Origin of the sequence: Pseudomonas sp. QL9 (assembly GCF_041409665.1) — a bacterium.
GTDB lineage: Bacteria > Pseudomonadota > Gammaproteobacteria > Pseudomonadales > Pseudomonadaceae > Pseudomonas > Pseudomonas knackmussii.
Genome location: NZ_CP166971.1, coordinates 2,856,421 through 2,877,465, shown reverse-complemented (window position 1 = coordinate 2,877,465; position 21,045 = coordinate 2,856,421). Strand labels below are relative to the sequence as shown.

General features: G+C 64.7%; 20 protein-coding genes. 7 read left to right on the top strand and 13 right to left on the bottom strand.

Annotated elements, in window-relative coordinates; translation table 11 throughout:
- The first annotated feature begins 86 nt into the window (after positions 1 to 86).
- Together rep and ACA097_RS13585 are read left to right on the top strand one after the other, a co-directional pair.
- Positions 87 to 2,096: a DNA helicase Rep gene (gene rep, locus ACA097_RS13590; RefSeq protein ID WP_043256425.1), complete on the top strand. Its 2,010-nt coding sequence runs from the start codon at positions 87 to 89 to the stop codon at positions 2,094 to 2,096.
- Positions 2,097 to 2,332: 236 nt separating this feature from the next.
- On the top strand, positions 2,333 to 2,908 hold the full coding sequence (locus tag ACA097_RS13585) for a xanthine phosphoribosyltransferase (RefSeq protein ID WP_043256427.1): 576 nt from the start codon (positions 2,333 to 2,335) through the stop codon (positions 2,906 to 2,908).
- 70 nt (positions 2,909 to 2,978) lie between these two features.
- Here ACA097_RS13585 and ACA097_RS13580 read toward each other — a convergent pair whose 3' ends face one another.
- From ACA097_RS13580 to ACA097_RS13545, 8 genes are all read right to left on the bottom strand, one after another.
- Entirely contained in the window at positions 2,979 to 3,410 is a 432-nt protein-coding gene (locus ACA097_RS13580) for a cytochrome c5 family protein (RefSeq protein WP_371370396.1), read from the bottom strand.
- Positions 3,411 to 3,568: 158 nt separating this feature from the next.
- Positions 3,569 to 4,117 (bottom strand): cupin domain-containing protein, encoded by a 549-nt coding sequence (locus ACA097_RS13575; RefSeq protein ID WP_043256430.1) that lies wholly within the window; start codon positions 4,115 to 4,117, stop codon positions 3,569 to 3,571.
- A gap of 162 nt (positions 4,118 to 4,279) precedes the next feature.
- Positions 4,280 to 5,359 carry an alanine racemase gene (alr, locus tag ACA097_RS13570; protein WP_371370395.1) on the bottom strand — a complete coding sequence of 360 codons (1,080 nt, stop codon included), beginning with the start codon at positions 5,357 to 5,359 and terminating at the stop codon, positions 4,280 to 4,282.
- A gap of 100 nt (positions 5,360 to 5,459) precedes the next feature.
- The gene (locus tag ACA097_RS13565) at positions 5,460 to 5,813 is read right to left on the bottom strand and encodes a RidA family protein (RefSeq protein WP_043256433.1); all 354 of its coding nucleotides are present in this window, start codon (positions 5,811 to 5,813) and stop codon (positions 5,460 to 5,462) included.
- Complete coding sequence (gene dadA, locus ACA097_RS13560) at positions 5,788 to 7,083, bottom strand: D-amino acid dehydrogenase (protein WP_371370394.1); 1,296 nt, start codon at positions 7,081 to 7,083, stop codon at positions 5,788 to 5,790. The genes ACA097_RS13565 and dadA overlap by 26 nt, the downstream gene beginning before the upstream one ends.
- Positions 7,084 to 7,438: 355 nt before the next feature.
- Positions 7,439 to 7,786, bottom strand: a complete 348-nt coding sequence (locus tag ACA097_RS13555; RefSeq protein WP_371370393.1) for a YdbL family protein — start codon at positions 7,784 to 7,786, stop codon at positions 7,439 to 7,441.
- An 11-nt stretch (positions 7,787 to 7,797) separates the two neighbouring features.
- Complete coding sequence (locus ACA097_RS13550; protein WP_371370392.1) at positions 7,798 to 7,989, bottom strand: YnbE family lipoprotein; 192 nt, start codon at positions 7,987 to 7,989, stop codon at positions 7,798 to 7,800.
- Between the two features lie 16 nt (positions 7,990 to 8,005).
- The gene (locus ACA097_RS13545; protein WP_371370391.1) at positions 8,006 to 10,561 is read right to left on the bottom strand and encodes a YdbH domain-containing protein; all 2,556 of its coding nucleotides are present in this window, start codon (positions 10,559 to 10,561) and stop codon (positions 8,006 to 8,008) included.
- Positions 10,562 to 10,726: 165 nt separating this feature from the next.
- Here ACA097_RS13545 and dadR point away from each other — a divergent pair, with 165 nt between their 5' ends.
- The 3 genes from dadR (at position 10,727) to ACA097_RS13530 (ending at position 14,237) form a co-directional block, all read left to right on the top strand.
- Entirely contained in the window at positions 10,727 to 11,215 is a 489-nt protein-coding gene (gene dadR / locus ACA097_RS13540; protein WP_009614106.1) for a transcriptional regulator DadR, read from the top strand.
- Between the two features lie 105 nt (positions 11,216 to 11,320).
- Positions 11,321 to 12,640 (top strand): NAD(P)/FAD-dependent oxidoreductase, encoded by a 1,320-nt coding sequence (locus ACA097_RS13535; protein WP_371370390.1) that lies wholly within the window; start codon positions 11,321 to 11,323, stop codon positions 12,638 to 12,640.
- A gap of 43 nt (positions 12,641 to 12,683) precedes the next feature.
- Positions 12,684 to 14,237 (top strand): phospholipase D family protein, encoded by a 1,554-nt coding sequence (locus ACA097_RS13530; protein ID WP_371370389.1) that lies wholly within the window; start codon positions 12,684 to 12,686, stop codon positions 14,235 to 14,237.
- A 91-nt stretch (positions 14,238 to 14,328) separates the two neighbouring features.
- On the opposite strand, the gene ACA097_RS13525 is transcribed toward ACA097_RS13530, so the two are convergent.
- Positions 14,329 to 15,498, bottom strand: coding sequence for an MFS transporter (locus tag ACA097_RS13525; RefSeq protein WP_160288775.1), 1,170 nt, complete (start codon positions 15,496 to 15,498; stop codon positions 14,329 to 14,331).
- Positions 15,499 to 15,658: 160 nt separating this feature from the next.
- A complete protein-coding gene (locus tag ACA097_RS13520) occupies positions 15,659 to 17,152 on the bottom strand; it encodes an aldehyde dehydrogenase (protein ID WP_043256451.1) in 1,494 nt (497 codons plus the stop codon).
- 270 nt (positions 17,153 to 17,422) lie between these two features.
- Between ACA097_RS13520 and ACA097_RS13515 the strand changes: the two genes are divergently transcribed.
- Positions 17,423 to 17,785, top strand: coding sequence for a cupin domain-containing protein (locus ACA097_RS13515; RefSeq protein WP_043256453.1), 363 nt, complete (start codon positions 17,423 to 17,425; stop codon positions 17,783 to 17,785).
- Between the two features lie 113 nt (positions 17,786 to 17,898).
- Here the strand turns inward: ACA097_RS13515 and rpmG are convergent, their stop codons facing one another.
- Both rpmG and rpmB read right to left on the bottom strand, forming a co-directional pair.
- The gene (rpmG, locus tag ACA097_RS13510; RefSeq protein WP_009614117.1) at positions 17,899 to 18,054 is read right to left on the bottom strand and encodes a 50S ribosomal protein L33; all 156 of its coding nucleotides are present in this window, start codon (positions 18,052 to 18,054) and stop codon (positions 17,899 to 17,901) included.
- An 11-nt stretch (positions 18,055 to 18,065) separates the two neighbouring features.
- On the bottom strand, positions 18,066 to 18,302 hold the full coding sequence (gene rpmB, locus ACA097_RS13505; protein ID WP_009614118.1) for a 50S ribosomal protein L28: 237 nt from the start codon (positions 18,300 to 18,302) through the stop codon (positions 18,066 to 18,068).
- A 365-nt stretch (positions 18,303 to 18,667) separates the two neighbouring features.
- Between rpmB and ACA097_RS13500 the strand changes: the two genes are divergently transcribed.
- Positions 18,668 to 20,239, top strand: a complete 1,572-nt coding sequence (locus tag ACA097_RS13500; RefSeq protein ID WP_371370388.1) for an ABC transporter substrate-binding protein — start codon at positions 18,668 to 18,670, stop codon at positions 20,237 to 20,239.
- Between the two features lie 6 nt (positions 20,240 to 20,245).
- Here the strand turns inward: ACA097_RS13500 and radC are convergent, their stop codons facing one another.
- Complete coding sequence (gene radC / locus ACA097_RS13495) at positions 20,246 to 20,920, bottom strand: DNA repair protein RadC (RefSeq protein WP_160288776.1); 675 nt, start codon at positions 20,918 to 20,920, stop codon at positions 20,246 to 20,248.
- Between the last annotated feature and the right edge of the window lie 125 nt (positions 20,921 to 21,045).

The following is a 21,045-nucleotide window of genomic DNA, read 5'->3' as shown; positions in this document are numbered from 1 at the left end:
GATTGCCGCTTTTCCGGCCGCCGCCACAGGCTCGGGGCGTCCTGTTAGAATGGCCGCCCTCTTCGCAACAGATTCCCCCACGCCTCATGTCCCGACTCAATCCCCGGCAGCAGGAAGCCGTGAACTACGTCGGCGGCCCCTTGCTGGTGCTTGCCGGTGCCGGCTCCGGCAAGACCAGCGTGATCACCCGCAAGATCGCCTACCTGGTCCAGCAGTGCGGTATCCGCGCCCAATACATAGTCGCGGTGACCTTCACCAACAAGGCCGCACGCGAGATGAAGGAGCGCGTCAGCACCCTGCTGCGCCCCGGCGAAGGCAAGGGCCTGACGGTCTCCACCTTCCACAACCTGGGCCTGAACATCATCCGCAAGGAATACGCCGCGCTCGGCTACAAGCCGGGGTTCTCGATCTTCGACGAGAGCGACGTGAAGGCGCTGATGACGGACATCATGCAGAAGGAGTACTCCGGGGACGACGGCATTGACGAGATCAAGAACCTCATCGGCGCCTGGAAGAACGACCTGATCCTGCCGGAAGAGGCGCTGGAGAAGGCGCGCAACCCCAAGGAACAGACCGCGGCGATGGTCTACCTGCACTACCAGCGCACCCTGCGCGCGTACAACGCGGTGGACTTCGACGACCTCATCCTGCAGCCGGTGAAGCTGTTCCAGAACCACCCGGACATCCTGGAAAAGTGGCGCAACCGCGTGCGCTACATGCTGGTCGACGAATACCAGGACACCAACGCCAGCCAGTACCTGCTGGTGAAGATGCTGGTGCAGCAGCGCGCGCACTTCACCGTGGTGGGCGACGACGACCAGTCGATCTACGCCTGGCGCGGCGCGCGCCCGGAAAACCTGATGCAGCTGAAGGAAGACTTTCCCTCGCTGAAGGTGGTGATGCTGGAGCAGAACTACCGCTCCACCAGCCGCATCCTCAAATGCGCCAACATCCTCATCGCCAACAACCCGCACGTCTTCGAGAAACAGCTGTGGAGCGAGATGGGCGAAGGCGACCCGATCCGGGTGATCCGCTGCCGCAACGAGGAAGCCGAGGCCGAGCGGGTGGCGATGGAAATCCTCACCATCCACCTCAAGACGCAGCGACCCTACAGCGAGTTCGCCATCCTCTACCGCGGCAACTACCAGGCCAAGCTGATCGAGCTGAAGCTGCAGCATCACCAGATTCCCTACCGCCTCTCCGGCGGCACCAGCTTCTTCGGCCGCCAGGAAGTGAAGGACGTGATGTCCTACTTCCGCCTGCTGGTGAACCCGGACGACGACAACGCCTTCCTGCGGGTGATCAACGTGCCGCGCCGGGAGATTGGCTCCACCACCCTGGAGAAACTCGGCAACTACGCCACCGAGCGCGGCATCTCGATGTTCGCCGCCGCCGGCGAACTGGGCCTGTCCGAGCACCTGGACAATCGCTATGTCGAACGCCTGCAGCGCTTCAAGCGCTTCATCGACAAGGTCCGCGAGCAATGCGCCGGCAACGATCCCATCGGCGCACTGCGCAGCATGGTGATGGACATCGACTACGAGAACTGGCTGCGGCAGAACGCCTCCAGCGACAAGGTCGCCGACTTCCGCATGGGTAACGTCTGGTTCCTCATCGAAGCGCTGAAGAACACCCTGGAGCGCGACGAAGAAGGCGACATGACCATCGAGCAGGCCATCGCCAAGCTGGTCCTGCGCGACATGCTCGAGCGCCAGCAGGAGGAAGAGGAAGGCGCCGAAGGCGTGCAGATGATGACCCTGCACGCCTCCAAGGGCCTGGAATTTCCCTACGTGTTCATCCTCGGCGTGGAGGAAGAGATCCTCCCGCACCGTTCCAGCATCGAGGCCGACACCATTGAGGAAGAGCGCCGCCTGGCCTACGTCGGCATCACCCGGGCGAAGAAGAACCTGGCGATGACCTTCGCCGCCAAGCGCAAGCAGTACGGCGAGATCATCGACTGCTCCCCGAGTCGCTTCCTTGACGAATTGCCGCCGGAAGACCTGGTCTGGGAAGGCCAGGAAGACGCACCGCAGGAAGTGAAGGCAGCCAAGGGCAACGCAGCACTGGCGGATATCCGCGCACTGCTCAAGCGCTGACCGACGAACCTGTAGGAGCGGACCTTGTCCGCGATCGCGGGCATGGCCCGCTCCTACAGGGGGCATGGGTGTTGGGGTTTTCGCGGATAAGATCCGCTCCTACGATTCCGACAGCGACCCACAAGCTGTCCAATCGATCAGCTTTTACTTCCGTCGGGAGGTCGCGCATTCCGCCGCGTCCGAGGTAGAATTACGCGCTTCACCAGCGGCAGCAGCTCCGCCAGGAAGCACGCAAATTGAACATCCTCAAAGACAAGATTCGCAGCGAAGGCATCGTCCTCTCCGACCAGGTTCTGAAGGTAGACGCCTTCCTCAACCACCAGATCGACCCGCTGCTGATGAAGCACATTGGCCATGAGTTCGCCGAGCGCTTCAAGAACCAGGGCATCACCAAGATCGTCACCATCGAGGCCTCGGGCATTGCCCCGGCGGTCATGGCCGGCCTGGAACTCGGCATCCCGGTGATCTTCGCCCGCAAGTTCCAGTCGCTGACGCTGAAGAACGACCTGCTGATCTCCAAGGTGTTCTCCTTCACCAAGCAGACCGAAAGCACCATCGCCATCTCCGCACGCCATCTGACCAGCGCTGACCATGTGCTGGTGATCGACGACTTCCTCGCCAACGGCCACGCCGCCAAGGCGCTGATCGACCTGATCGGCCAGGCAGGTGCGAGCGTCGCCGGCATGGGCATCGTCATCGAGAAATCCTTCCAGGACGGCCGCGCCCTGCTGGAAAGCGAAGGCTACCGCGTGGAATCGCTGGCACGCGTGAAGTCCCTGGCGAACGGCCAGGTCGAGTTTCTCGACGACTGATCGACGGCTCGCGAACAGCACAAATGAAAAAGCCGCCCATGGGCGGCTTTTTTCGTTGTCTGGCGTCGGATCAGAGGCCGGACATATGCTTGATCGCACCTTTGAGCTCGGCATCCGAGCAATCGGCGCAGGTACCGCGCGGCGGCATGGCGTTGAAGCCAGAGATCGCCTTGGCCAGCAGGCCGTCGAGACCACCCTGCTCTTTCGCGCGCTTGCCCCACTCGGCCTTGTCGCCAACTTTCGGCGCGCCCAGCAGGCCAGTGCCGTGGCAGTTGGTGCAAACCTTGCCGACGATCTCTTCGCCGGAACGCGGCGCACCGCCCGCGGCACCCGCGGAAGCGACAGCGCCTACACCTTCACATTCCTTGCCCTGGACACAGACCTTGCCCACCGGCTCGAGGCGCTTGGCAATCGCGTCATCATTGGTCGTAGCCTGAGCGCTCGCGGCCAACAGGGCCAGCACGGCGGCTTGGGCCACCAGCATTTTTTTAATCAGGTTCACCCTTTCACCCTCTTCGTGGCTAGTCACGCCCGAGCACGGAATCCATCGCAGTCTAGGTCGCGCGGGCGGCGCAAGTATAACGGAAGACCTCGAGTACGTAACAATTGCAGGCCCCCGGCAGGGCTTGCGTCATACAGTCGCAGGCGGCTCAGCCGCCTCTAAAAATTTGCCGGGGTCGTCGCGCTGATCAGCCTCGCCGGGGCGTCGAAGGGATTGCGGAAGCGGTGCGGGCGAGTGCTATCGAAATAATAGCTGTCGCCGCTCTCGAGGACGTACACCTCGTCGCCGACGGTCAGCTCGAGGCGGCCCTCGACGAGCACGCCAGTCTCTTCACCTTCGTGGGAGTACATGTCGTCACCGGTGTCGGAACCCGGCGGATAGACCTCGTCGAGCAGGGTCATGGCGCGACTGGGATAGGCCTTGCCGATCAGCTTCATGATGATCGAGCCATTCGACATGTCGCTGAGTTCGTCTGCCTTGTAGACCACCTGCGTGTTGCTGTCCTGCTCGATGTCCAGGGAGAAGAACTCGACCAGGGACATCGGGATGCCGCTAAGCACCTTCTTCAGGGAGCTGATCGAAGGACTCACGCTGTTCTTCTCGATCATCGAGATGGTGCTGTTGGTAACGCCCGCCCGTTTGGCGAGTTCACGCTGGGACAGCCCTTTGAGTTTGCGGATCGCTTGCAGACGAGCACCAACGTCCAAGGGTGGGGTCCTCCTTCTTTCTTGTTCTGGCAGGCTCTAAAGGCGAAACCCGCCAACGCCTCACGGCGAGCGGGTTCGAAGTGGACCGTATCATGGCAACACCGTTCAGTATTTACAACATAGCGGCCATGAATCCTGCGCAAACTTTACGCAACTCGTCGCCTATTCGTCCGAGTAGACACGCGGGACGCGCTTGAGGTTGCAGAACAGCTGGTAGGGGATGCTGCCGCAGAGGCTGGCCAGGCGGCTGGCCGGGACCTGCGAGCCCCACAGCTCGACGCGGCTGCCGAGGCCTGCGCCGGGCAGGTCGGTGAGATCGACGGTAAGCATGTCCATGGACACGCGACCCATGATCCGGCTCGGCCGGCCATCGATGAACACCGGCGCGCCATCCGGCGCATGGCGCGGGTAGCCGTCGGCGTAACCCATGGCGACCACGCCAACGCGCACCGGGCGCTCGGCGACGAAGCGGGCGCCGTAGCCTACCGGCTCGCCGGCCGGCAGCTCGCGCACGCTGATCACCTGGGACTCCAGGGTCATCACCGGGCGCAGCTGATCGGCCAGCGGGTGATCCTGTTCGAAGGGAGTGGCGCCGTAGAGCATGATGCCCGGGCGCACCCAGTCGCTGGGTACGCTCGGCCAGCCGAGGATACCGGGGGAGTTACGCAGGCTGACCTCGAACTTCTGGCCCAGCCCGCTGCGTACGGCTTCGAAGGCCGCGACCTGTTCTTCGGTGCGGCTGCAATCCAGCTCGTCGGCACGCGCGAAGTGACTCATCAGCACGACCTTCGCCACATGCGGCAGCGCCTGCAGGCGAGCCAGCGCAGCGGCGTAGTCCTGCGGGAAGAAGCCGACGCGGTGCATGCCTGAGTCCATCTTCAGCCACAGGGTCAGCGGCTTGCCGGGACGGGCGCGCTCGATGGCCTCCAGCTGCCAGGCCGAATGCACCACGCACCACAGGTCGTGGAGTTCGATCAGTTCCAGCTCGCTGGCCTCGAAGAAGCCTTCGAGCAGCAGGATCGGCGCGCGGATGCCCGCTTCGCGCAGCTCCAGCGCCTCCTCGATGCAGGCCACGGCGAAGCCATCAGCCTCAGCTTCCAGCGCCTGCGCGCAGCGCACGGCGCCGTGGCCGTATGCGTCCGCCTTGACCACCGCGAGCGCGCGGGCGCCGCTGACTTCGCGAGCCAGACGGTAATTGTGGCGCAGGGCCTTCAGGTCGATCAGGGCACGGGCTGGACGCATGGCGGGAATTCTCTTGTACGAATACGGCAGGCTCGCGCGCAACCGCGCTCCTGCGGGAATCAAAAAAAGCCCGGCACTGTGGCCGGGCATACGCGAGTCGTTACGGCAGCGCCGCGACCACCGACATCTCGACGAGGATCTCCGGCTCGCAGAGCTTGGCCTCGACGGTTGCGCGGGCGGGAGCGACGCCTTGCGGCAGCCACTGGTCCCAGACGCTGTTCATGCCAGCGAAGTGCGCATCGATGTCTTTCAGGTAGATGGTCACCGAGAGAATCCGGCTCTTGTCGGTGCCGGCCTCGTCCAGCAGGCGTTCGATGCTGGCCAGGGTCTCGCGGGTCTGCTGCTCGATGCCGGCGGCCATGTCGTCGCCCACCTGGCCCGCCAGGTAGACGGTGCCGTTGTGGACGACGATCTGGCTCATGCGGGCATTAGTGTGCCGGCGCAGGATGGCCATTCTGGCTCTCCGAGGTGTTGCTGTAGCGGGAGATGTCCAGGCCTTCGGTGCTGATCTGCGGGCGCTTCTTCGCCATCAGGTCGGCCAGGTAGCGGCCCGAGCCGCAGGCCATGGTCCAGCCCAGGGTGCCGTGACCGGTGTTGAGGAACAGGTTGCGGTAGCGGGTCGCACCGACGATCGGGGTGCCGTCCGGAGTGGCCGGGCGCAGGCCGGTCCAGAAGGTCGCCTGGCTGACGTCACCGCCCTCGGGGTAGAGGTCGTTGGTGATCATTTCCAGGGTTTCGCGACGACGCGGGTTCAGCGACAGGTCGAGACCGGCGATTTCTGCCATGCCGCCGACGCGGATGCGCTGGTCGAAGCGGGTGATGGCGACCTTGTAGGTCTCGTCGAGGATGGTCGAGGTCGGCGCCATGTCCGGGTTGGTGATCGGGACGGTCAGCGAGTAGCCCTTCAGCGGGTACACCGGGGCATTGATGCCCAGCGGCTTGAGCATCTGCGGCGAGTAGCTGCCCAGCGCCAGCACGTAGTGGTCGGCGGTGACCAGTTGGCCATCGACCCATACGCCATTGATGCGGTCGCCGGCGAAGTCGATGCGCTGGATGTTCTGGTTGAAGCGGAATTCGACGCCCAGGCCAGCGGCCATGTCGGCCAGCTTGGTGGTGAACATCTGGCAGTCGCCGGTCTGGTCGTTCGGCAGACGCAGGGCACCGACCAGCTTGTCGGCGACCTTGGCCAGGGCCGGTTCGACGCGGGCGATGCCGGCGCGGTCGAGAACCTCATAGGGCACGCCCGAGCTTTCCAGTACGGAGATGTCCTTGGCGGCGGAGTCGAGCTGCGCCTGGGTACGGAACAGCTGGGTGGTGCCCAGGGTGCGGCCTTCGTAGCTGATGCCGGTTTCGGCGCGCAGCTCGTCGAGGCAGTCGCGGCTGTACTCGGACAGACGCACCATGCGCTCCTTGTTCACCGCGTAGCTGGCGGCGTTGCAGTTGCGCAGCATCTGCCACATCCAGGCGTACTGGCTGGGATCACCGGTGAGCTTGATGGCCAGCGGCGCGTGCTTTTCCAGCAGCCATTTCATGGCCTTCAGCGGGATGCCCGGGGCGGCCCAGGGCGAGGCATAGCCAGGGGAAACCTGGCCGGCGTTGGCGAAGCTGGTTTCCAGGGCCGGGCCGGGTTGGCGGTCGACGACCACCACCTCGAAGCCGGAACGGGCCAGATAGTAAGCACTGGCGGTACCGATCACACCGCTGCCAAGCACCAGAACACGCATCGCTGCCTCCTGACATCGCGCATTTGTCTGCACGATGTTTCTTATTTTGAACGTGAATGCGCGCAGTATAGAAATGTCGCGCCAGATATATTCACCATTTAAACAGGAGTAATTGAGGAAAAATCCTGGCAAAAGCCCAAGTTACGGAGCCACATCCACCAGACATGACAGCGAATCACCCGAAAATACCGCAGCGATCAATGGGTGCTTAATTGAGCTTTTCAGAAAGGAATTTTGCACAGACGAAGAGGTGCAGGATTAAATCCCGCACAGCTCGCCGGAAACAGGAATAAAGCTCGCTGCGGCTGCCTGCCGCAGGCGCCGCACGATGGGCGGCGCTGACAGGGAAATCCCCTTACTTGCGCACCCACTTGCCGTTCTGCTGGATGTACTGCCCGGCAGGCGTGCGCTCCATGGCCTTCTTCCCGGCCAGAGCCTCGACGTCGGCAAGTTTGGCGCCGTTCTGACTGGCCACCTTCTGGTATTCGGCGCGCCGCGCGGCGTTGATCTGGCTGGCGATGTCCGCCGCCTGGCCGCTATTGCTTACCACCCCGAGGTAGCCGTCGGGCTGCTCGCCGACCAGGCCCTGGGCCTTGGCCGCGCCGAGGGCGCCCATCGCCTGCTCCAGGTTCATGGCCAGCGCCGGCAGGCTGACCAGGCCGAGAACCAGCAGGGCGGCGCCGAGTTTGCTGCGCAATTTCATGTGAAAGCTCCTCAGAACAGACCGCTGTTCTCGTTGATGATGCCGTCCAGGGCCTTGTCGACCTTGATGTAGATCTCGTGTTCGATCTTCACGTTCAAGTTGATGTTGATCGGCTCCTTGGGCGCCGCCAGCTGGACCGTCGGCGTGCAGCCCTGGACCAGGCCGAGCAGGGCCAGGGCGATGAAGGGGGCGCGGAAGCGCATGCGGTTCTCCTTGCGCTCAAGGCGCGGCAGAAGGGTTCTTGCGCAGGCGCTCCTGCACGCGCTTGCGGATGATCTCGCTGACCCGGTCGCTCAGCTGCAGGCTGGTCATCAGGGCCGGAATATTCTCTTCCAGATTGACGTTGAGGTTGATCGGCCGGCCCTGTTCCAGCGCCGGATTCTGCCCGCTCAGACTGAGCCCGAGGCGCAGGCGACCGTCCTGAGCATAATCCAGCGAGCTGCCGAGTTGCTGGTAACGGAAGTTGTCCAGGGCCGTGGCCACCAGTTGCATCGCCGGGTTGTTGCTGCCCAGGGCACGAATTTTCTCCGAGCGGAACTGCAGGAAGCCCGGCTGCCGCGCCGCGAGCTTGCCGCCCTGGATGCTGAGCCCGCCCGGCGCGACCTGAAGCGGCAGCTCGCCATCGATGACGCCATTTCCGGCCAGCCCTTCGGCCGGATAGGCCTTGAGGACTTCTTCCAGCAGCACACCCTCCAGGTGCAGGCTCTGTGGGGCATTGTCCCGTGCCAGATCCAGGCCGCCCGGCGCCAGCCAGGCGCGCCCGCCGAACAGGCGGACTTCGGCCTGCTGCCAGTCGAGTCGTCCGCCAAACAATTTGCCCAACGTCGCCCCGTAGCGCCCCTGGAGCTGCAGCGGGCCCAACATCACGCCGGGGTTGAGGCGCTCTATGCGTAGCGCGGGCAACTGAATCGTCAGGGCATCGCCGCGCAGCTGTACTTGCACACTGGCGTCTGCGCCGTGGATTTCGCTGCGGTCGTAAACGCCCTCCAGGCCCCTCGCGCTCAGTTGCAAATCGAGCTGCTGCGCCTTGCCGGCCGGCAGGCTCCAGTCGAGGCGGCCCTGCAGTCGGCCATTGTCGAAGCCGAGCAGCGCCGGCCAATCGGCGAGGCTGGCCGCCAGCGGATTGCCGCCACCGAGGGTGACTTCCGGCACCTGCGCATTTAGCTGCAGGCCACCGTCAGCGGCACGGTGCAACACGATATCGGTCACCAGCCCGCCAGTGTTCTGCAATTTCCCCTTGGCGCTCTGTTCGAGCTGGCTGGCATTCAGGTCGCCCTGGTACGTCCAGCCCAGCGGCTTGAGGTGGGGCTGGCGCAGATTGCCGACTTCCAGGCGCACTGGGCCGGCGAAGGAGTAGCTGATGGGATTTTCGCTGGAATAACCCAATTGCAGGGAGGCGCCGGTCGTCTTGGCGCCGACCTTTGCGCCGCTGACTCCGGCAATGCCGGACAGGCTCGCGAGACGCACCTGCGCATCGCGACCCAGGCGCAAAGTCGTCGCGCGGCTGCCGAGCTCGCCTTCCAGCGGCAGGTCGATCACTCCGCCCGCCAGGCGCAGATCACCCAGCTGCAGATTCGGCACCTGGCCCTGCAATTTAGCTTCTCGCAGCTCGAGGCTCGACGGTTCGCCGTCGCGCAGGGCCAGCACGCCACGCAGACGCGCGGTACTCGCACCCTTTGCGCGGGCATCTATACGCACCGCCGGCACGCTGCCCTCTTCCGGCTGCATCTGCACTCGCAGGCTCGCCGGACGCAGGCCTACCGGCAGCGCTTGCAGCCAATCGCCATAGAGGTCGGCGAGATACAGGTCGCCACTGAGAATGCGCGGCCGCCAGTGCCCCGGCTGCTCCGCTGCAGCCTGTAGCTGCAGATCGCCCTGCAGGCCGCCAACGCCGGGGAGCGGCCAAGGCTGCGGCAATTGCATGTTCAGGTCCAGGCTGCCGCGGCTGTCGCGCAGCCCCGGCCAATCTGGCCAGGGCGAATCGCCGGCGAGCACGGTGTCCCAGGTCAGGCGCAAGCGCCCGGCCTCCGGCAGTAACAGCGGCAGGGTCGGCGTCGGCAGCCAGGGCGCGAGCCAGGTGCGTACGGCATCCAGGGGTGGCAGGCCGGGGCTGGCCAAGCTGCCGCGCCACTGGCGGCTTGCCGGCAGCCACTCGGCCTGCAGGTCGGCCAGGCGCTGCTCGTCGATATCGCAGCTCAGGTTCAACTGCCAGCTGGCGTCCTGCCGGCGCAGTTCACCGTTGAGCGACAGCCGCCTGCTCCCCTGATGCAACTCGGCGCCCAGGGCCGCGGCGCTGTTGGGTAACTGGCGCCAGGCAAAGCTGCCGTTCAATCGGCACACCGGCGCGCCGGGGCACGGCAGCTCGAGTTCGAGGTGCGGCAGGGCGATGCTCTGCGGCAACAGGCTCAACCAGCCGGCCAATTGATCCGGGTGCAGCCCGGTGCCAGGTGGCGGCGTTCCGGGGGCGGCACGCCAGGCCGAGACCCGCAAGCGATCGAGCGACAGCGGCCCCAAGCGCCAGCGCCCATCGACGCGGCGCGGCCATTCCAGGTGCAGTTGGTCGCCGAGCACGTCCAGGCGCTCCCCGCCGAGCTCGCGACGCAGCGTCAGGCGCTCCACACGCACGCCGTCGAGCGACAGCTCCGTGCCTTGCCAGTCCAGTTGCAGCACGCCCTGGTCGGTGAGCAAGCGCTGCCATTGCTGCCACGCCAAGCCGACGAGCAACAGCAGGAGAAGCGCCAGCAACAGCGGCAAGCGGGGACGGATTGACGGCATGCCAGGCTCCAGAGGCCGAACGGTCGCGCCCGGGTATCCGGTTCGGGCCAGGGAAAAGGCTGGCGGCGGGCCGCCAGAAGATCAAGCCGCAGTGATATTCACTGGCTGACAGACTATATTTGGCGACAATCACCACTCATAAGAAATCCCCCAGAGCATCCGACCATGAGAACCCAGCACCAAAGCCGCCGCGAACTGGACAAGATCGACCGCAATATTCTGCGAATCCTCCAGGAAGAAGGGCGTATCTCCTTCACCGAGCTGGGCGAGCGGGTCGGCCTCTCCACCACGCCCTGCACCGAACGCGTGCGGCGCCTGGAGCGCGAGGGAATCATCATGGGCTACAACGCCCGGCTGAACCCGCAGTACCTCAAGGCCAGCCTGCTGGTGTTCGTCGAGATCAGCCTGGACTACAAGTCCGGCGACACCTTCGAGGACTTCCGCCGCGCCGTGCTCAAGCTTCCGCACGTGCTGGAGTGCCACCTCGTGTCGGGCCACTTCGACTACCTGGTAAAGGCGCGCATCTCGGAAATGGCCTCCTACCGCAAGCTGCTCGGCGACATCCTGCTGAAGCTGCCGCATGTGCGCGAGTCGAAGAGCTACATCGTCATGGAAGAGGTCAAGGAAAGCCTGACCCTGCCGATTCCCGACTGATCGCCGCCTACTCCCTGCATCTTTACAACTTCCCGCTTGGCGCAGCGGGAAGTCGGCGTTTATCCTGCGTAAAATTTTAACAACACGATAATCAGGATATCGCACATGAACGCCCGCGTTCGCCTCCCGGTGCACACCGACCAGCACGCCCCTTCCTACTATGCCGCGACGGTCAATCGTCGCATCGAGTGCCCGCCCCTGGCCGGCGAGGAAAAGGCGGACGTGTGTGTCATCGGAGGCGGCTTTTCCGGGCTGAACACGGCGATCGAGCTGGCCGAGCGCGGCCTCTCGGTGATCCTGGTGGAAGCGCACAAGATCGGCTGGGGCGCCAGCGGGCGCAACGGCGGGCAGTTGATCCGCGGCGTGGGCCACGGCGTCGAACAGTTCGAGCCGGTGATCGGCAAGGACGGCGTGCGCCAGCTCAAGCTGATGGGCCTGGAGGCGGTGGAAATCGTCCGCCAGCGCGTGGCGAAGTACGCCATCGACTGCGACCTGACCTGGGGCTACTGCGACCTGGCCAACAAGGCCTCGGACGTCGAAGGCTTCCGCGAGGACTACGAAGAGCTCAAGGGCCTGGGCTACCAGCACGAACTGCGCATGGTCCCGAAAGAGGAAATGCGCAGCATCGTCGGTGCCGACTGCTACGTCGGCGGCATGGTCGACATGGGCTCCGGCCACCTGCATCCGCTCAACCTGGCCCTCGGCGAAGCGGCCGCCGCGCAGTCCCTGGGCGTACGCCTGTTCGAGGATTCGCCGGTGATCGGTATCGAATACGGCCCCGAAGTGCGCGTGCGTACCGCCAAGGGCAGCGTGCGTGCCAAGACCCTGGTGATCGGCTGCAACGCCTACCAGAACGGCCTGAACAACTACCTCGACGGCAAGGTGCTGCCGGCCGGCAGCTACGTGATCGCCACCGAGCCGCTGGCGCCGGAGCGTGCCCGCGAACTGCTGCCGCAGAACATGGCGGTCTGCGACCAGCGCGTGGCTCTGGACTACTACCGCCTCTCGGCCGACAACCGCCTCCTGTTCGGCGGCGCCTGCCACTATTCCGGACGCGATCCGCAAGACATCGCCGCCTACATGCGGCCAAAGATGCTCAAAGTGTTCCCGCACCTGGCGGACGTGCGCGTCGACTTCGAGTGGGGCGGCATGATCGGCATCGGCGCCAACCGCCTGCCGCAGATCGGCCGCCTGCCCGACCAGCCCAACGTGTACTTCGCCCAGGCCTATTCCGGCCACGGCGTGAACGCCACCCACCTGGCCGGCAAGCTGCTCGCCGAGGCCATCGCCGGGCAACACAGCAACGGCTTCGAGCTGTTCGCCAAGGTCCCGCACATCACCTTCCCTGGCGGCAAGCTGCTGCGCTCGCCGCTGCTCGCGCTGGGCATGGCCTGGTATCGCTTCAAGGAAGCGCTCAGCGGCTAGAATCTTGCGCACCGTCGATGGGCGACGGTCCGGAGACTTCTGCTTGCTACAACGCTTCCTGCTGCTGGCGCTGCTGCTTCTCGGTGGCTGCGCCAGCGCCCCGCTTCCCACGCCATCTCATGCCCTGGCGGCACCCGGCACACTGCTGGGCGATGGCGTGCAGCAACGCGCCGCCGCACATCCGGGCCAATCCGGATTCCGCCTGCTGCCGTCGAGCAGCGACGCCTTCCTCGCCCGCGTCGACCTGATCCGCGCCGCCCAGCGCAGCCTGGACATCCAGTACTACATCGTCCACGACGGCATCACCACGCGCGCGCTGATCTACGAGCTGCTGCGCGCTGCCGACCGCGGCGTGCGCGTGCGCGTGCTGATCGACGACACCAGCAGCGACGGCTGGGACTACGAGCTCGGAACCTTCGCCGCGCACCCGAACATCCAGATCCGCCTGTTCAATCCGCTGCATCTGGGGCGCAGCACCGGCATCACGCGCAACCTCGGACGTCTGTTCAACCTCGCCGAACAGCACAGGCGCATGCACAACAAGCTGTGGCTGGCCGACAACAGCGTGGCCATCGTCGGCGGGCGCAACCTGGGCGACGAGTACTTCGGGGCCAAGGCGGAGATGAACTTCAGCGACCTCGACCTGCTCGCCGCCGGGCCCGTGGCCGGCGAGCTGGGGCAGAGCTTCGACCAGTACTGGAACAGCGCCATCAGCCGCCCCATCGAGGACTACCTGTGGAGCAAACCCAGCCACGGCGAGCTGGAGCGCGCGCGAGCCCGCCTGCAGCGCTATATGGAAAAAAGCCAGGTGCAGCATTCCAGCTACTTGGAACGCCTGCGCCAGCGCAGCCTTTCGAGCAACCTCGCCAGCTGGTTCGACGAGCTGATCTGGGCGCCCGGCCGAGCGGTCTGGGATGACCCGCTGAAGGTGCTCGACCGCGGCCCCGGACAGGCCGGCCAGCAGCTGAGCGCGCAGCTCGATCCGCTGTTCCAGCAGGTATCGCAGGAGCTGATCCTGGTGTCGGCCTACTTCGTGCCAACCGACAAGGGCATGACCTACCTGACCGGGCGCGCCGACCAGGGCGTGAGCGTGCGCCTGTTGACCAACTCGCTGGAAGCCACGGACGTGCCCGCCGTCCACGCCGGCTACGCGCCCCAACGCATGGCGCTGCTGGAGCACGGCGTGCAGCTCTACGAACTGCGCGCCCAGCCGGACAAGCACCTGGCCGGCGCGCCCTGGCGCGTGCGCGGGTCGAGCAACGCCAGCCTGCACAGCAAGGCGATCGTCTTCGACCGCCGCCAGGTCTTCATCGGCTCGTTCAATTTCGACCCACGCTCGATCATCTGGAATACCGAGGTCGGAATCATCGTCGACAGCCCTGAGCTCGCGGAAAACACTCGCAAACTAGCGCTGGCCGGGATGTCGCCGAGCGTCAGCTACCGGGTGCGCATCGACCGCTCGGCCGGCCAGCCACGGTTGGTGTGGGTCGACGAGAAGGACGGGCATCCCCGTGTGCTGCACCACGAGCCGGGTAGCCTGTGGCGCCGCTTCAATGCCTGGATCGCCGGCGCCATCGGCCTCGAGAAAATGCTCTAGGAGCGGATCTCATCCGCGAATCGCGCCGGAACCTCCAGCTATCGCGGACAAGGTCCGCTCCTACAGGTAAGGGCAAACGTTGGCGCCGGACCTAGCGCCCACTCGCCTCGGGCAGCCCACTCCCCTGCACTTCGACCGGCGGCAGCCCTTTGCGCCAGACCAGGATGACGAAGCCGAAAGCGCCGAGCGCCATCATCAGTGGCAACGCATGGCCGCTCACCCACTGGCTGACTGCGCCGGTGGTCAGCGGACCGATCAGGCAGCCAATCCCCCAGAGCTGTGCGATGTGCGCGTTGGCGCGGACCAGTTGGTCGTCGCGGTAACGCTCGCCGATGAGAATCAGCGACAGCGTGAACAACCCGCCCGCGCTGGCGCCGAACAGCACCAGTACCGGCCAGATCGCCGGACCGTGGAGCAGCAGCGGGATGCCCAGGCTGCTAAGCAGCAGGATGACCCCGCAGGCCTGGAACAGGCTCTGTCGGGAGACCCTGTCGGCCAGCCAGCCGATAGGCAGTTGCAGCAACGCATCGCCGACCACCACCACAGTGACCATGCTCAGCGCCACCGCCTGACTGAAGCCCTGGCGCACGCCGTAGACCGGCAGCAGGGTGAGGATCATCGCCTCGAAGCCGGCGAACAGGACCACCGCCCATGCGATCGCCGGCAGCTTGGCGCAAAAGGCGAACAGGCCGCGGCCGGAGGCGCTGTGCGGATCGACCTTGGGTGCGCCGCCACGGCCCAGCAACAGCAACGAGCCGCATACCAGCAGGCCTACGCCGATCCAGAACCCGCGATCGTCAGCGGTGCCGATGAATGTCAGCAGAACCGGACCGGAAAGCTGGCTCAGCGCATAGCCGGTGCCATACAGCGCAACCAGGCGGCCACGCCACTTCTCGATCGCCAACTGGTTGATCCAGCTTTCGCCGAGGATGAACACCACGGTCAGCTGCACGCCGATCAGCAGGCGCAGCACCAGCCAGATCGGATAACTCTGCAGCAGCGCCAGAAGGCCAATGGAAAAGGCGCCGCTAAGCAGGCAGCAGCGCATCAGCCGCGGCGTACCGATCCGCGCAGCGAGACGACCGGCAATAAGTGCGCCGAGCAGCACGCCGGCGGCGGGCGTCGCGGCCATCACACCGATGGCGAAGTTGCCGTAGCCCCAGCCTTCCAGGCGCAGGGATACCAGCGGCATGGTCAGGCCCAGGGCGAGGCCGATGCTGATGACCGATAGGCAGACAGCGAAATAAGGACCCCAACGCATTGTCGTTCTCCCGTTCCATCCGGAGCGCACTCCGGGCCAGAAGTCACCCGGCGCGCAATGCAAAACGGCCGGGCTCCCCTAAGGAAACCCGGCCGCGGGTATGGCTCTTGTCAGAGCCGGCCCCGTTGCCCGGGGCCGACCTTGCGCAGCCTGAATCGTCTTACAGCTTGATCCAGGTAGCTTTCAGCTCAGTGTACTTGTCGAAGGCGTGCAGCGACTTGTCACGGCCGTTGCCCGACTGCTTGAAGCCACCGAACGGAGCGGTCATGTCGCCGCCGTCGTACTGGTTGATCCACACGCTGCCGGCGCGCAGGGCCTTGCCGACCAGGTGCGCTTTCGACAGGTTGCTGGTCCACACCGCAGCGGCCAGGCCGTACGGGGTGTCGTTGGCGATGCGCACGGCTTCTTCGGCGTCTTCGAACTCGATCACCGACAGGACCGGGCCGAAGATTTCTTCACGGGCGATACGCATGGCGTTGGTCACGCCGTCGAAGATGGTCGGCTCGACATAGGTGCCACCGGTCTCTTCCAGGGTGCGCTTGCCGCCGGCAACCAGCTTGGCGCCGTCGTCGTGGCCAGCCTGGATGTAGCCCAGGACGTTGTTCATCTGGGTGGTGTCGACCAGCGCACCGACGGTGGTTTCCGGGTCCAGCGGATTGCCCGGTTTCCAGGCCTTCAGCGCTTCGATCACCAGCGGCAGGAACTCGGCCTTGATGGATTTCTCCACCAGCAGGCGGGAACCGGCGGTGCAGACTTCGCCCTGGTTGAAGGCGATGGCGCTGGCGGCGGATTCGGCAGCAGCTTTCAGATCCGGGGCGTCAGCGAAGACGATGTTCGGGCTCTTGCCGCCGGCTTCCAGCCAGACGCGCTTCATATTCGACTCGCCCGCATAGACCATCAGCTGCTTGGCGATCTTGGTCGAACCGGTGAACACCAGGGTGTCGACGTCCATGTGCAGGGCCAGGGCCTTGCCGACGGTGTGACCGAAGCCCGGCAGGACGTTGAACACGCCTTTCGGGATGCCGGCCTCGATGGCCAGTTGGGCAACGCGGATGGCGGTCAGCGGCGACTTCTCGGACGGCTTGAGGATCACCGAGTTACCGGTGGTCAGCGCCGGGCCGAGCTTCCAGCAGGACATCAGCAGCGGGAAGTTCCACGGCACGATGGCAGCAACCACGCCGACCGGCTCGCGGGTGACCAGACCCAGTTCGTTGTGCGGAGTGGCGGCGACTTCGTCGTAGATCTTGTCGATCGCTTCGGCGCTCCAGCGGATGCTGTTGGCGGCACCGGAGACGTCGATGTTCAGCGCGTCGCTGATCGGCTTGCCCATGTCCAGGGTTTCCAGCAGCGCCAGTTCTTCGGCGTGCTCGAGCATCAGCTCGGAGAAACGGATCATGACTTTCTTGCGCTTGACCGGCGCCATGCGCGACCAGACGCCAGATTCGAAGGTGGCACGGGCAACCTGTACGGCGCGTTCGGCGTCGGCGGCGTCGCAGCTGGCGACCTTGGCCAGGAAGCGGCCATCAACCGGGCTCAGGCAGTCGAAGGTCTTGCCGTCGGCGGCATCGACGTACTGGCCGTCGAGGAAGGCGCGGCCTTCGATCTTCAGGTTCTGGGCGCGAGCTTCCCAATCGGCGCGAGTGAGGTTACCCATGACAACTTGTCCTCTTATTGAATTACTTATCGAAGTTCCGGCGCCCGCAGGAGGGGCGCGCTGTCAGAAATTCTGCAAGGCGGCGCACTGGCCACGCTGTCCGCCACCCTAAACCGGAGTGGGCGAATTTTCAATATTTTTGACACTTTGCCGCCAAAACGCCTTGTCACGTTCGTTTTATTAAACATAGACTCCGGCGAATCCGCCTCCTTCCGGGCACGCCCGAAGCCCGCGGAGCCTTAGAACAATCCACAAGAAACGAGACTCAGCATGAACATCGAGCAGATCGTCGACTTCGCCCAGGCAGGCACCGAGGCCGAGCACTACCGCCCCGCCCCGGAGAAGATCCTCAAGGGCGACCCGGCGCAAAGCGTGCGCAACCACTACGGCAGCCCCTGCGGCCAGTTCAACGTGGGCATCTGGGAAGGCGACATCGGCCAGTGGACCATCAACTACACCGAGCACGAGTACTGCGAGATCCTCCAGGGCGTCTCGGTGATCCGCGACAGCAACGGCGGCGCCAAGACTGTGCGCGCCGGCGACCGCTTCGTCATCCCGGCCGGCCTGAAGGGCACCTGGGAAGTGATCGAGCCGTGCCGCAAGGTCTACGTGATGTTCGAGCAGAAGGCCTGACTTCCTCGAACGGAAAAAGCCCGCCGATGGCGGGTTTTTTTTGTGCCTGCGACTTTCCTTCAGGCAAGAAAAAACCCGCCAGGAGGCGGGTTTCTTCGCAAGGGCCGGATCAATTACTTGATCTTGGCTTCCTTGTAGATCACGTGCTTGCGAACAACCGGATCGAATTTCTTGATCTCGATTTTCTCAGGCTTGGTGCGCTTGTTCTTGTCGGTGGTGTAGAAGTGGCCGGTACCGGCGCTGGACACCAAACGGATCAGTTCACGCATGACTGTGCTCCTTAGAATTTTTCGCCGCGGGCGCGCAGGTCGTTCAGAACGGCCTCGATACCACGCTTGTCGATGATACGCATGCCTTTAGCGGAAACGCGCAGACGCACGAAACGCTTCTCGGACTCGACCCAGAAACGGTGATGCTGCAGGTTCGGCAGGAAACGGCGACGGGTTTTGTTGTGTGCGTGGGAAATGTTATTCCCAGTAACCGGACCCTTACCGGTCACTTGGCAAACTCTCGACATGGCTCAGCCCTCTGTAAACCACATGCCAAACCCGGCATGGGTTGGCTGCTTGAACTCGTTGGATACTCAGTTTCACCCGGGTCTTACCTGCCTATTCGCTACCTGAAACCAGGTCAACGGGCAGGGCCCCAGAAAAGAGCGCAGCTTTATATCAGAAAGGCTCTTAGTGTCGCAAGGGTAACAGCGGCTTATCCACATGCCGAGCCAGCGCCATCGCGGCTCCGTACTCGTACCGTTCGTCGATTCCCGCCGTTGTCGCCTCCGGCCGCTTGGCCTAAGGTACCCGCTTCAAGGCCGACAACGGCCTTGCATGACTGCGCCCAGCCCACGGGACGGGCATTTTCCCACCAGATCCGGAGTCCGTCATGCGTCTGCTTCCCCTCGCCCTCCTTCTCGCTCCCGCCCTGGCCGGCGCCAGCACCCTCAGCGTCTGCACCGAAGCCAGTCCGGACGGGTTCGACGTGGTCCAGTTCAACGCCCTGACCACCACCAACGCCTCGGCCGACGTGCTGATGAACCGCCTGGTGGAGTTCGATGCAAGCCAGGCCAAAGTCGTGCCGAGCCTGGCGCAGAGCTGGACGGTTTCGGCAGATGGCCTGACCTACGACTTCCAGCTGCGCGAAGGCGTGAAGTTCCACAGCACTGACTACTTCAAGCCCAGCCGCGCGCTGGATGCCGATGACGTGCTGTTCAGCTTCCAGCGCATGCTCGACCCGGCCAACCCCTGGCACAAGGTGGCGCAGAGCGGCTTCCCCCACGCCCAGTCAATGCAGCTGCCGAGCCTGATCAAGGGCCTGGAGAAGGTAGGCGAGCACCAGGTGCGCTTCACCCTCAGCCACCCCGACGCCACTTTCCTGGCGATGCTCAGCATGGGCTTCGCCTCCATTTATTCTGCGGAGTACGCCGATCATCTGATGAAGGCGGGCACCCCGGAGAAGCTCAACAGCCAGCCGATCGGCAGCGGCCCCTTCGTCCTGCGCAGCTTCCAGAAGGATGCAGCGATCCGCTACGCGGCCAACCGCGATTACTTCGGCGGCAAGCCGGCTGTGGATAACCTGCTGTTCGCCATCACCCCGGATGCCAATGTGCGCCTGCAGCGCCTCAAGCGCGGCGAGTGCCAGATCGCCCTGTCTCCAAAACCGCTGGATGTCGAGGAAGCAGCCAAGGACCCGGCCCTGCGCATCGAGCGCACGCCTGCCTTCATGACCGCCTTCGTCGCCCTAAATACCCAACATCCGCCCCTGGACAAGCCCGAAGTACGCCAGGCGATCAACCTCGCCTTCGATCGCCAGAGCTACCTGAAGTCGGTATTTGGCGACAGCGCCACGCCGGCCACGGGCGTCTACCCGCCGAACACCTGGAGCTACGCGAAGGACATCTCGGCCTACCCGCATGACTTGGACAAAGCCCGCCAACTGCTCACCCAGGCGGGCCTGAAGGACGGGTTCAAGACCACCATCTGGACCCGCCCCAGCGGCAGCCTGCTCAACCCCAACCCCAGCGTGGGGGCTCAAGTGCTACAGGCCGACCTGGCCAAAGTCGGCATCCAGGCACAGATCCAGGTCATCGAATGGGGGGAGCTGATCCGCCGCGCCAAGGCCGGCGAGCACGACCTGCTGTTCATGGGCTGGGCAGGCGACAACGGTGATCCGGACAACTTCCTGACTCCGCAATTCTCCTGCGCCAGCGTGAAGTCCGGACTGAATTTCGCGCGCTTCTGCGATGCCAAGCTGGACGGCCTGATCAGCCAGGGCAAGGCGCTGAGCGAGCAGGAAAAGCGCAGCGCCCTCTACGAGGACGCCCAGCGCATCATCCACGACCAGGCGCTGTGGCTGCCGCTGGCGCACCCCACGGCGACCACGCTGCTGCGCAAAGAGGTCAAGGGTTACGCGGTGAGCCCCTTCGGTCGTCAGGACTTCTCCAAGGTCAGCTTCTAAACGCGCTCAGACCCAGCCCAGCTCGGCCATGGACTGCGGGTCGCCGTCACCAACCACGAAGTGGTCGAGCACGCGCACGTCGACCAGCGCCAGCGCGTCTTTCAGCCGCTGGGTAAGCACGCGGTCGGAGTGGCTGGGCTCAGCCACACCCGAAGGGTGGTTGTGGGCGAGAATCAGCGCCGCCGCGTTGTGCGCCAGTGCGCGCTTCACCACCTGGCGCGGATAGACGCTGGCGCAGTCGATCGAGCCGTGGAACAGCACCTCGAAGGTCAGCACGCGATGGCGACTATCGAGGAACAGGCAGGCGAACACTTCATGGGGCTCATGACGTAGCCGGGCCTTGAGGAAATCGCGCACGGCCTGTGGGCTTTCCAGCGCCGAATCGCGGCGCAACTGCTCAGCCAGGTGGCGCCGGGCCATTTCCAGAACGGCCTGCAGCTGCGCGTACTTTGCCCGCCCCAGGCCAAGATGACTGCTGAAAGTCGCCTGATCGGCCTCCAGCAGAGCACGCAGGCTGCCGAATTCACCGAGCAGCCGGCGCGCGAGGTCCACCGCGCTGCAACCGGTGACGCCGGTACGCAGGAAAATTGCCAACAGCTCGGCATCGCTGAGGCTCGCAACACCCTGTTCCAGCAGTTTTTCCCGCGGCCGTTCCGCCGCGGGCCATAGACGAATACTCATGAGGTTTCACTCGGGAAAGGGGCCCACTGTGCCGGCGCGGGCGCTGTGCTATCTTAGCCCGTCCTCTTCGCGCGGTCGGAAACCTGGGGAGGCGCTTCCGGCCCTGACGCGCGTCATCCATTTCC

Bases quoted from the DNA above. Each gene is read 5' to 3' on its own strand.
- ACA097_RS13545 (WP_371370391.1), bottom strand. From the start codon at position 10,561: ATGCCGTCAATCCGTCCCCGCTTGCCGCTGTTGCTGGCGCTTCTCCTG.
- dadR (WP_009614106.1), top strand. From the start codon at position 10,727: ATGAGAACCCAGCACCAAAGCCGCCGCGAACTGGACAAGATCGACCGC.
- ACA097_RS13500 (WP_371370388.1), top strand. From the start codon at position 18,668: ATGCGTCTGCTTCCCCTCGCCCTCCTTCTCGCTCCCGCCCTGGCCGGC.
- ACA097_RS13520 (WP_043256451.1), bottom strand. From the start codon at position 17,152: ATGGGTAACCTCACTCGCGCCGATTGGGAAGCTCGCGCCCAGAACCTG.
- rpmG (WP_009614117.1), bottom strand. From the start codon at position 18,054: ATGCGTGAACTGATCCGTTTGGTGTCCAGCGCCGGTACCGGCCACTTC.
- rep (WP_043256425.1), top strand. From the start codon at position 87: ATGTCCCGACTCAATCCCCGGCAGCAGGAAGCCGTGAACTACGTCGGC.
- ACA097_RS13535 (WP_371370390.1), top strand. From the start codon at position 11,321: ATGAACGCCCGCGTTCGCCTCCCGGTGCACACCGACCAGCACGCCCCT.
- alr (WP_371370395.1), bottom strand. From the start codon at position 5,359: ATGCGTCCAGCCCGTGCCCTGATCGACCTGAAGGCCCTGCGCCACAAT.
- ACA097_RS13565 (WP_043256433.1), bottom strand. From the start codon at position 5,813: ATGGCCATCCTGCGCCGGCACACTAATGCCCGCATGAGCCAGATCGTC.
- ACA097_RS13555 (WP_371370393.1), bottom strand. From the start codon at position 7,786: ATGAAATTGCGCAGCAAACTCGGCGCCGCCCTGCTGGTTCTCGGCCTG.
- ACA097_RS13525 (WP_160288775.1), bottom strand. From the start codon at position 15,498: ATGCGTTGGGGTCCTTATTTCGCTGTCTGCCTATCGGTCATCAGCATC.
- radC (WP_160288776.1), bottom strand. From the start codon at position 20,920: ATGAGTATTCGTCTATGGCCCGCGGCGGAACGGCCGCGGGAAAAACTG.
- dadA (WP_371370394.1), bottom strand. From the start codon at position 7,083: ATGCGTGTTCTGGTGCTTGGCAGCGGTGTGATCGGTACCGCCAGTGCT.
- ACA097_RS13550 (WP_371370392.1), bottom strand. From the start codon at position 7,989: ATGCGCTTCCGCGCCCCCTTCATCGCCCTGGCCCTGCTCGGCCTGGTC.
- rpmB (WP_009614118.1), bottom strand. From the start codon at position 18,302: ATGTCGAGAGTTTGCCAAGTGACCGGTAAGGGTCCGGTTACTGGGAAT.
- ACA097_RS13515 (WP_043256453.1), top strand. From the start codon at position 17,423: ATGAACATCGAGCAGATCGTCGACTTCGCCCAGGCAGGCACCGAGGCC.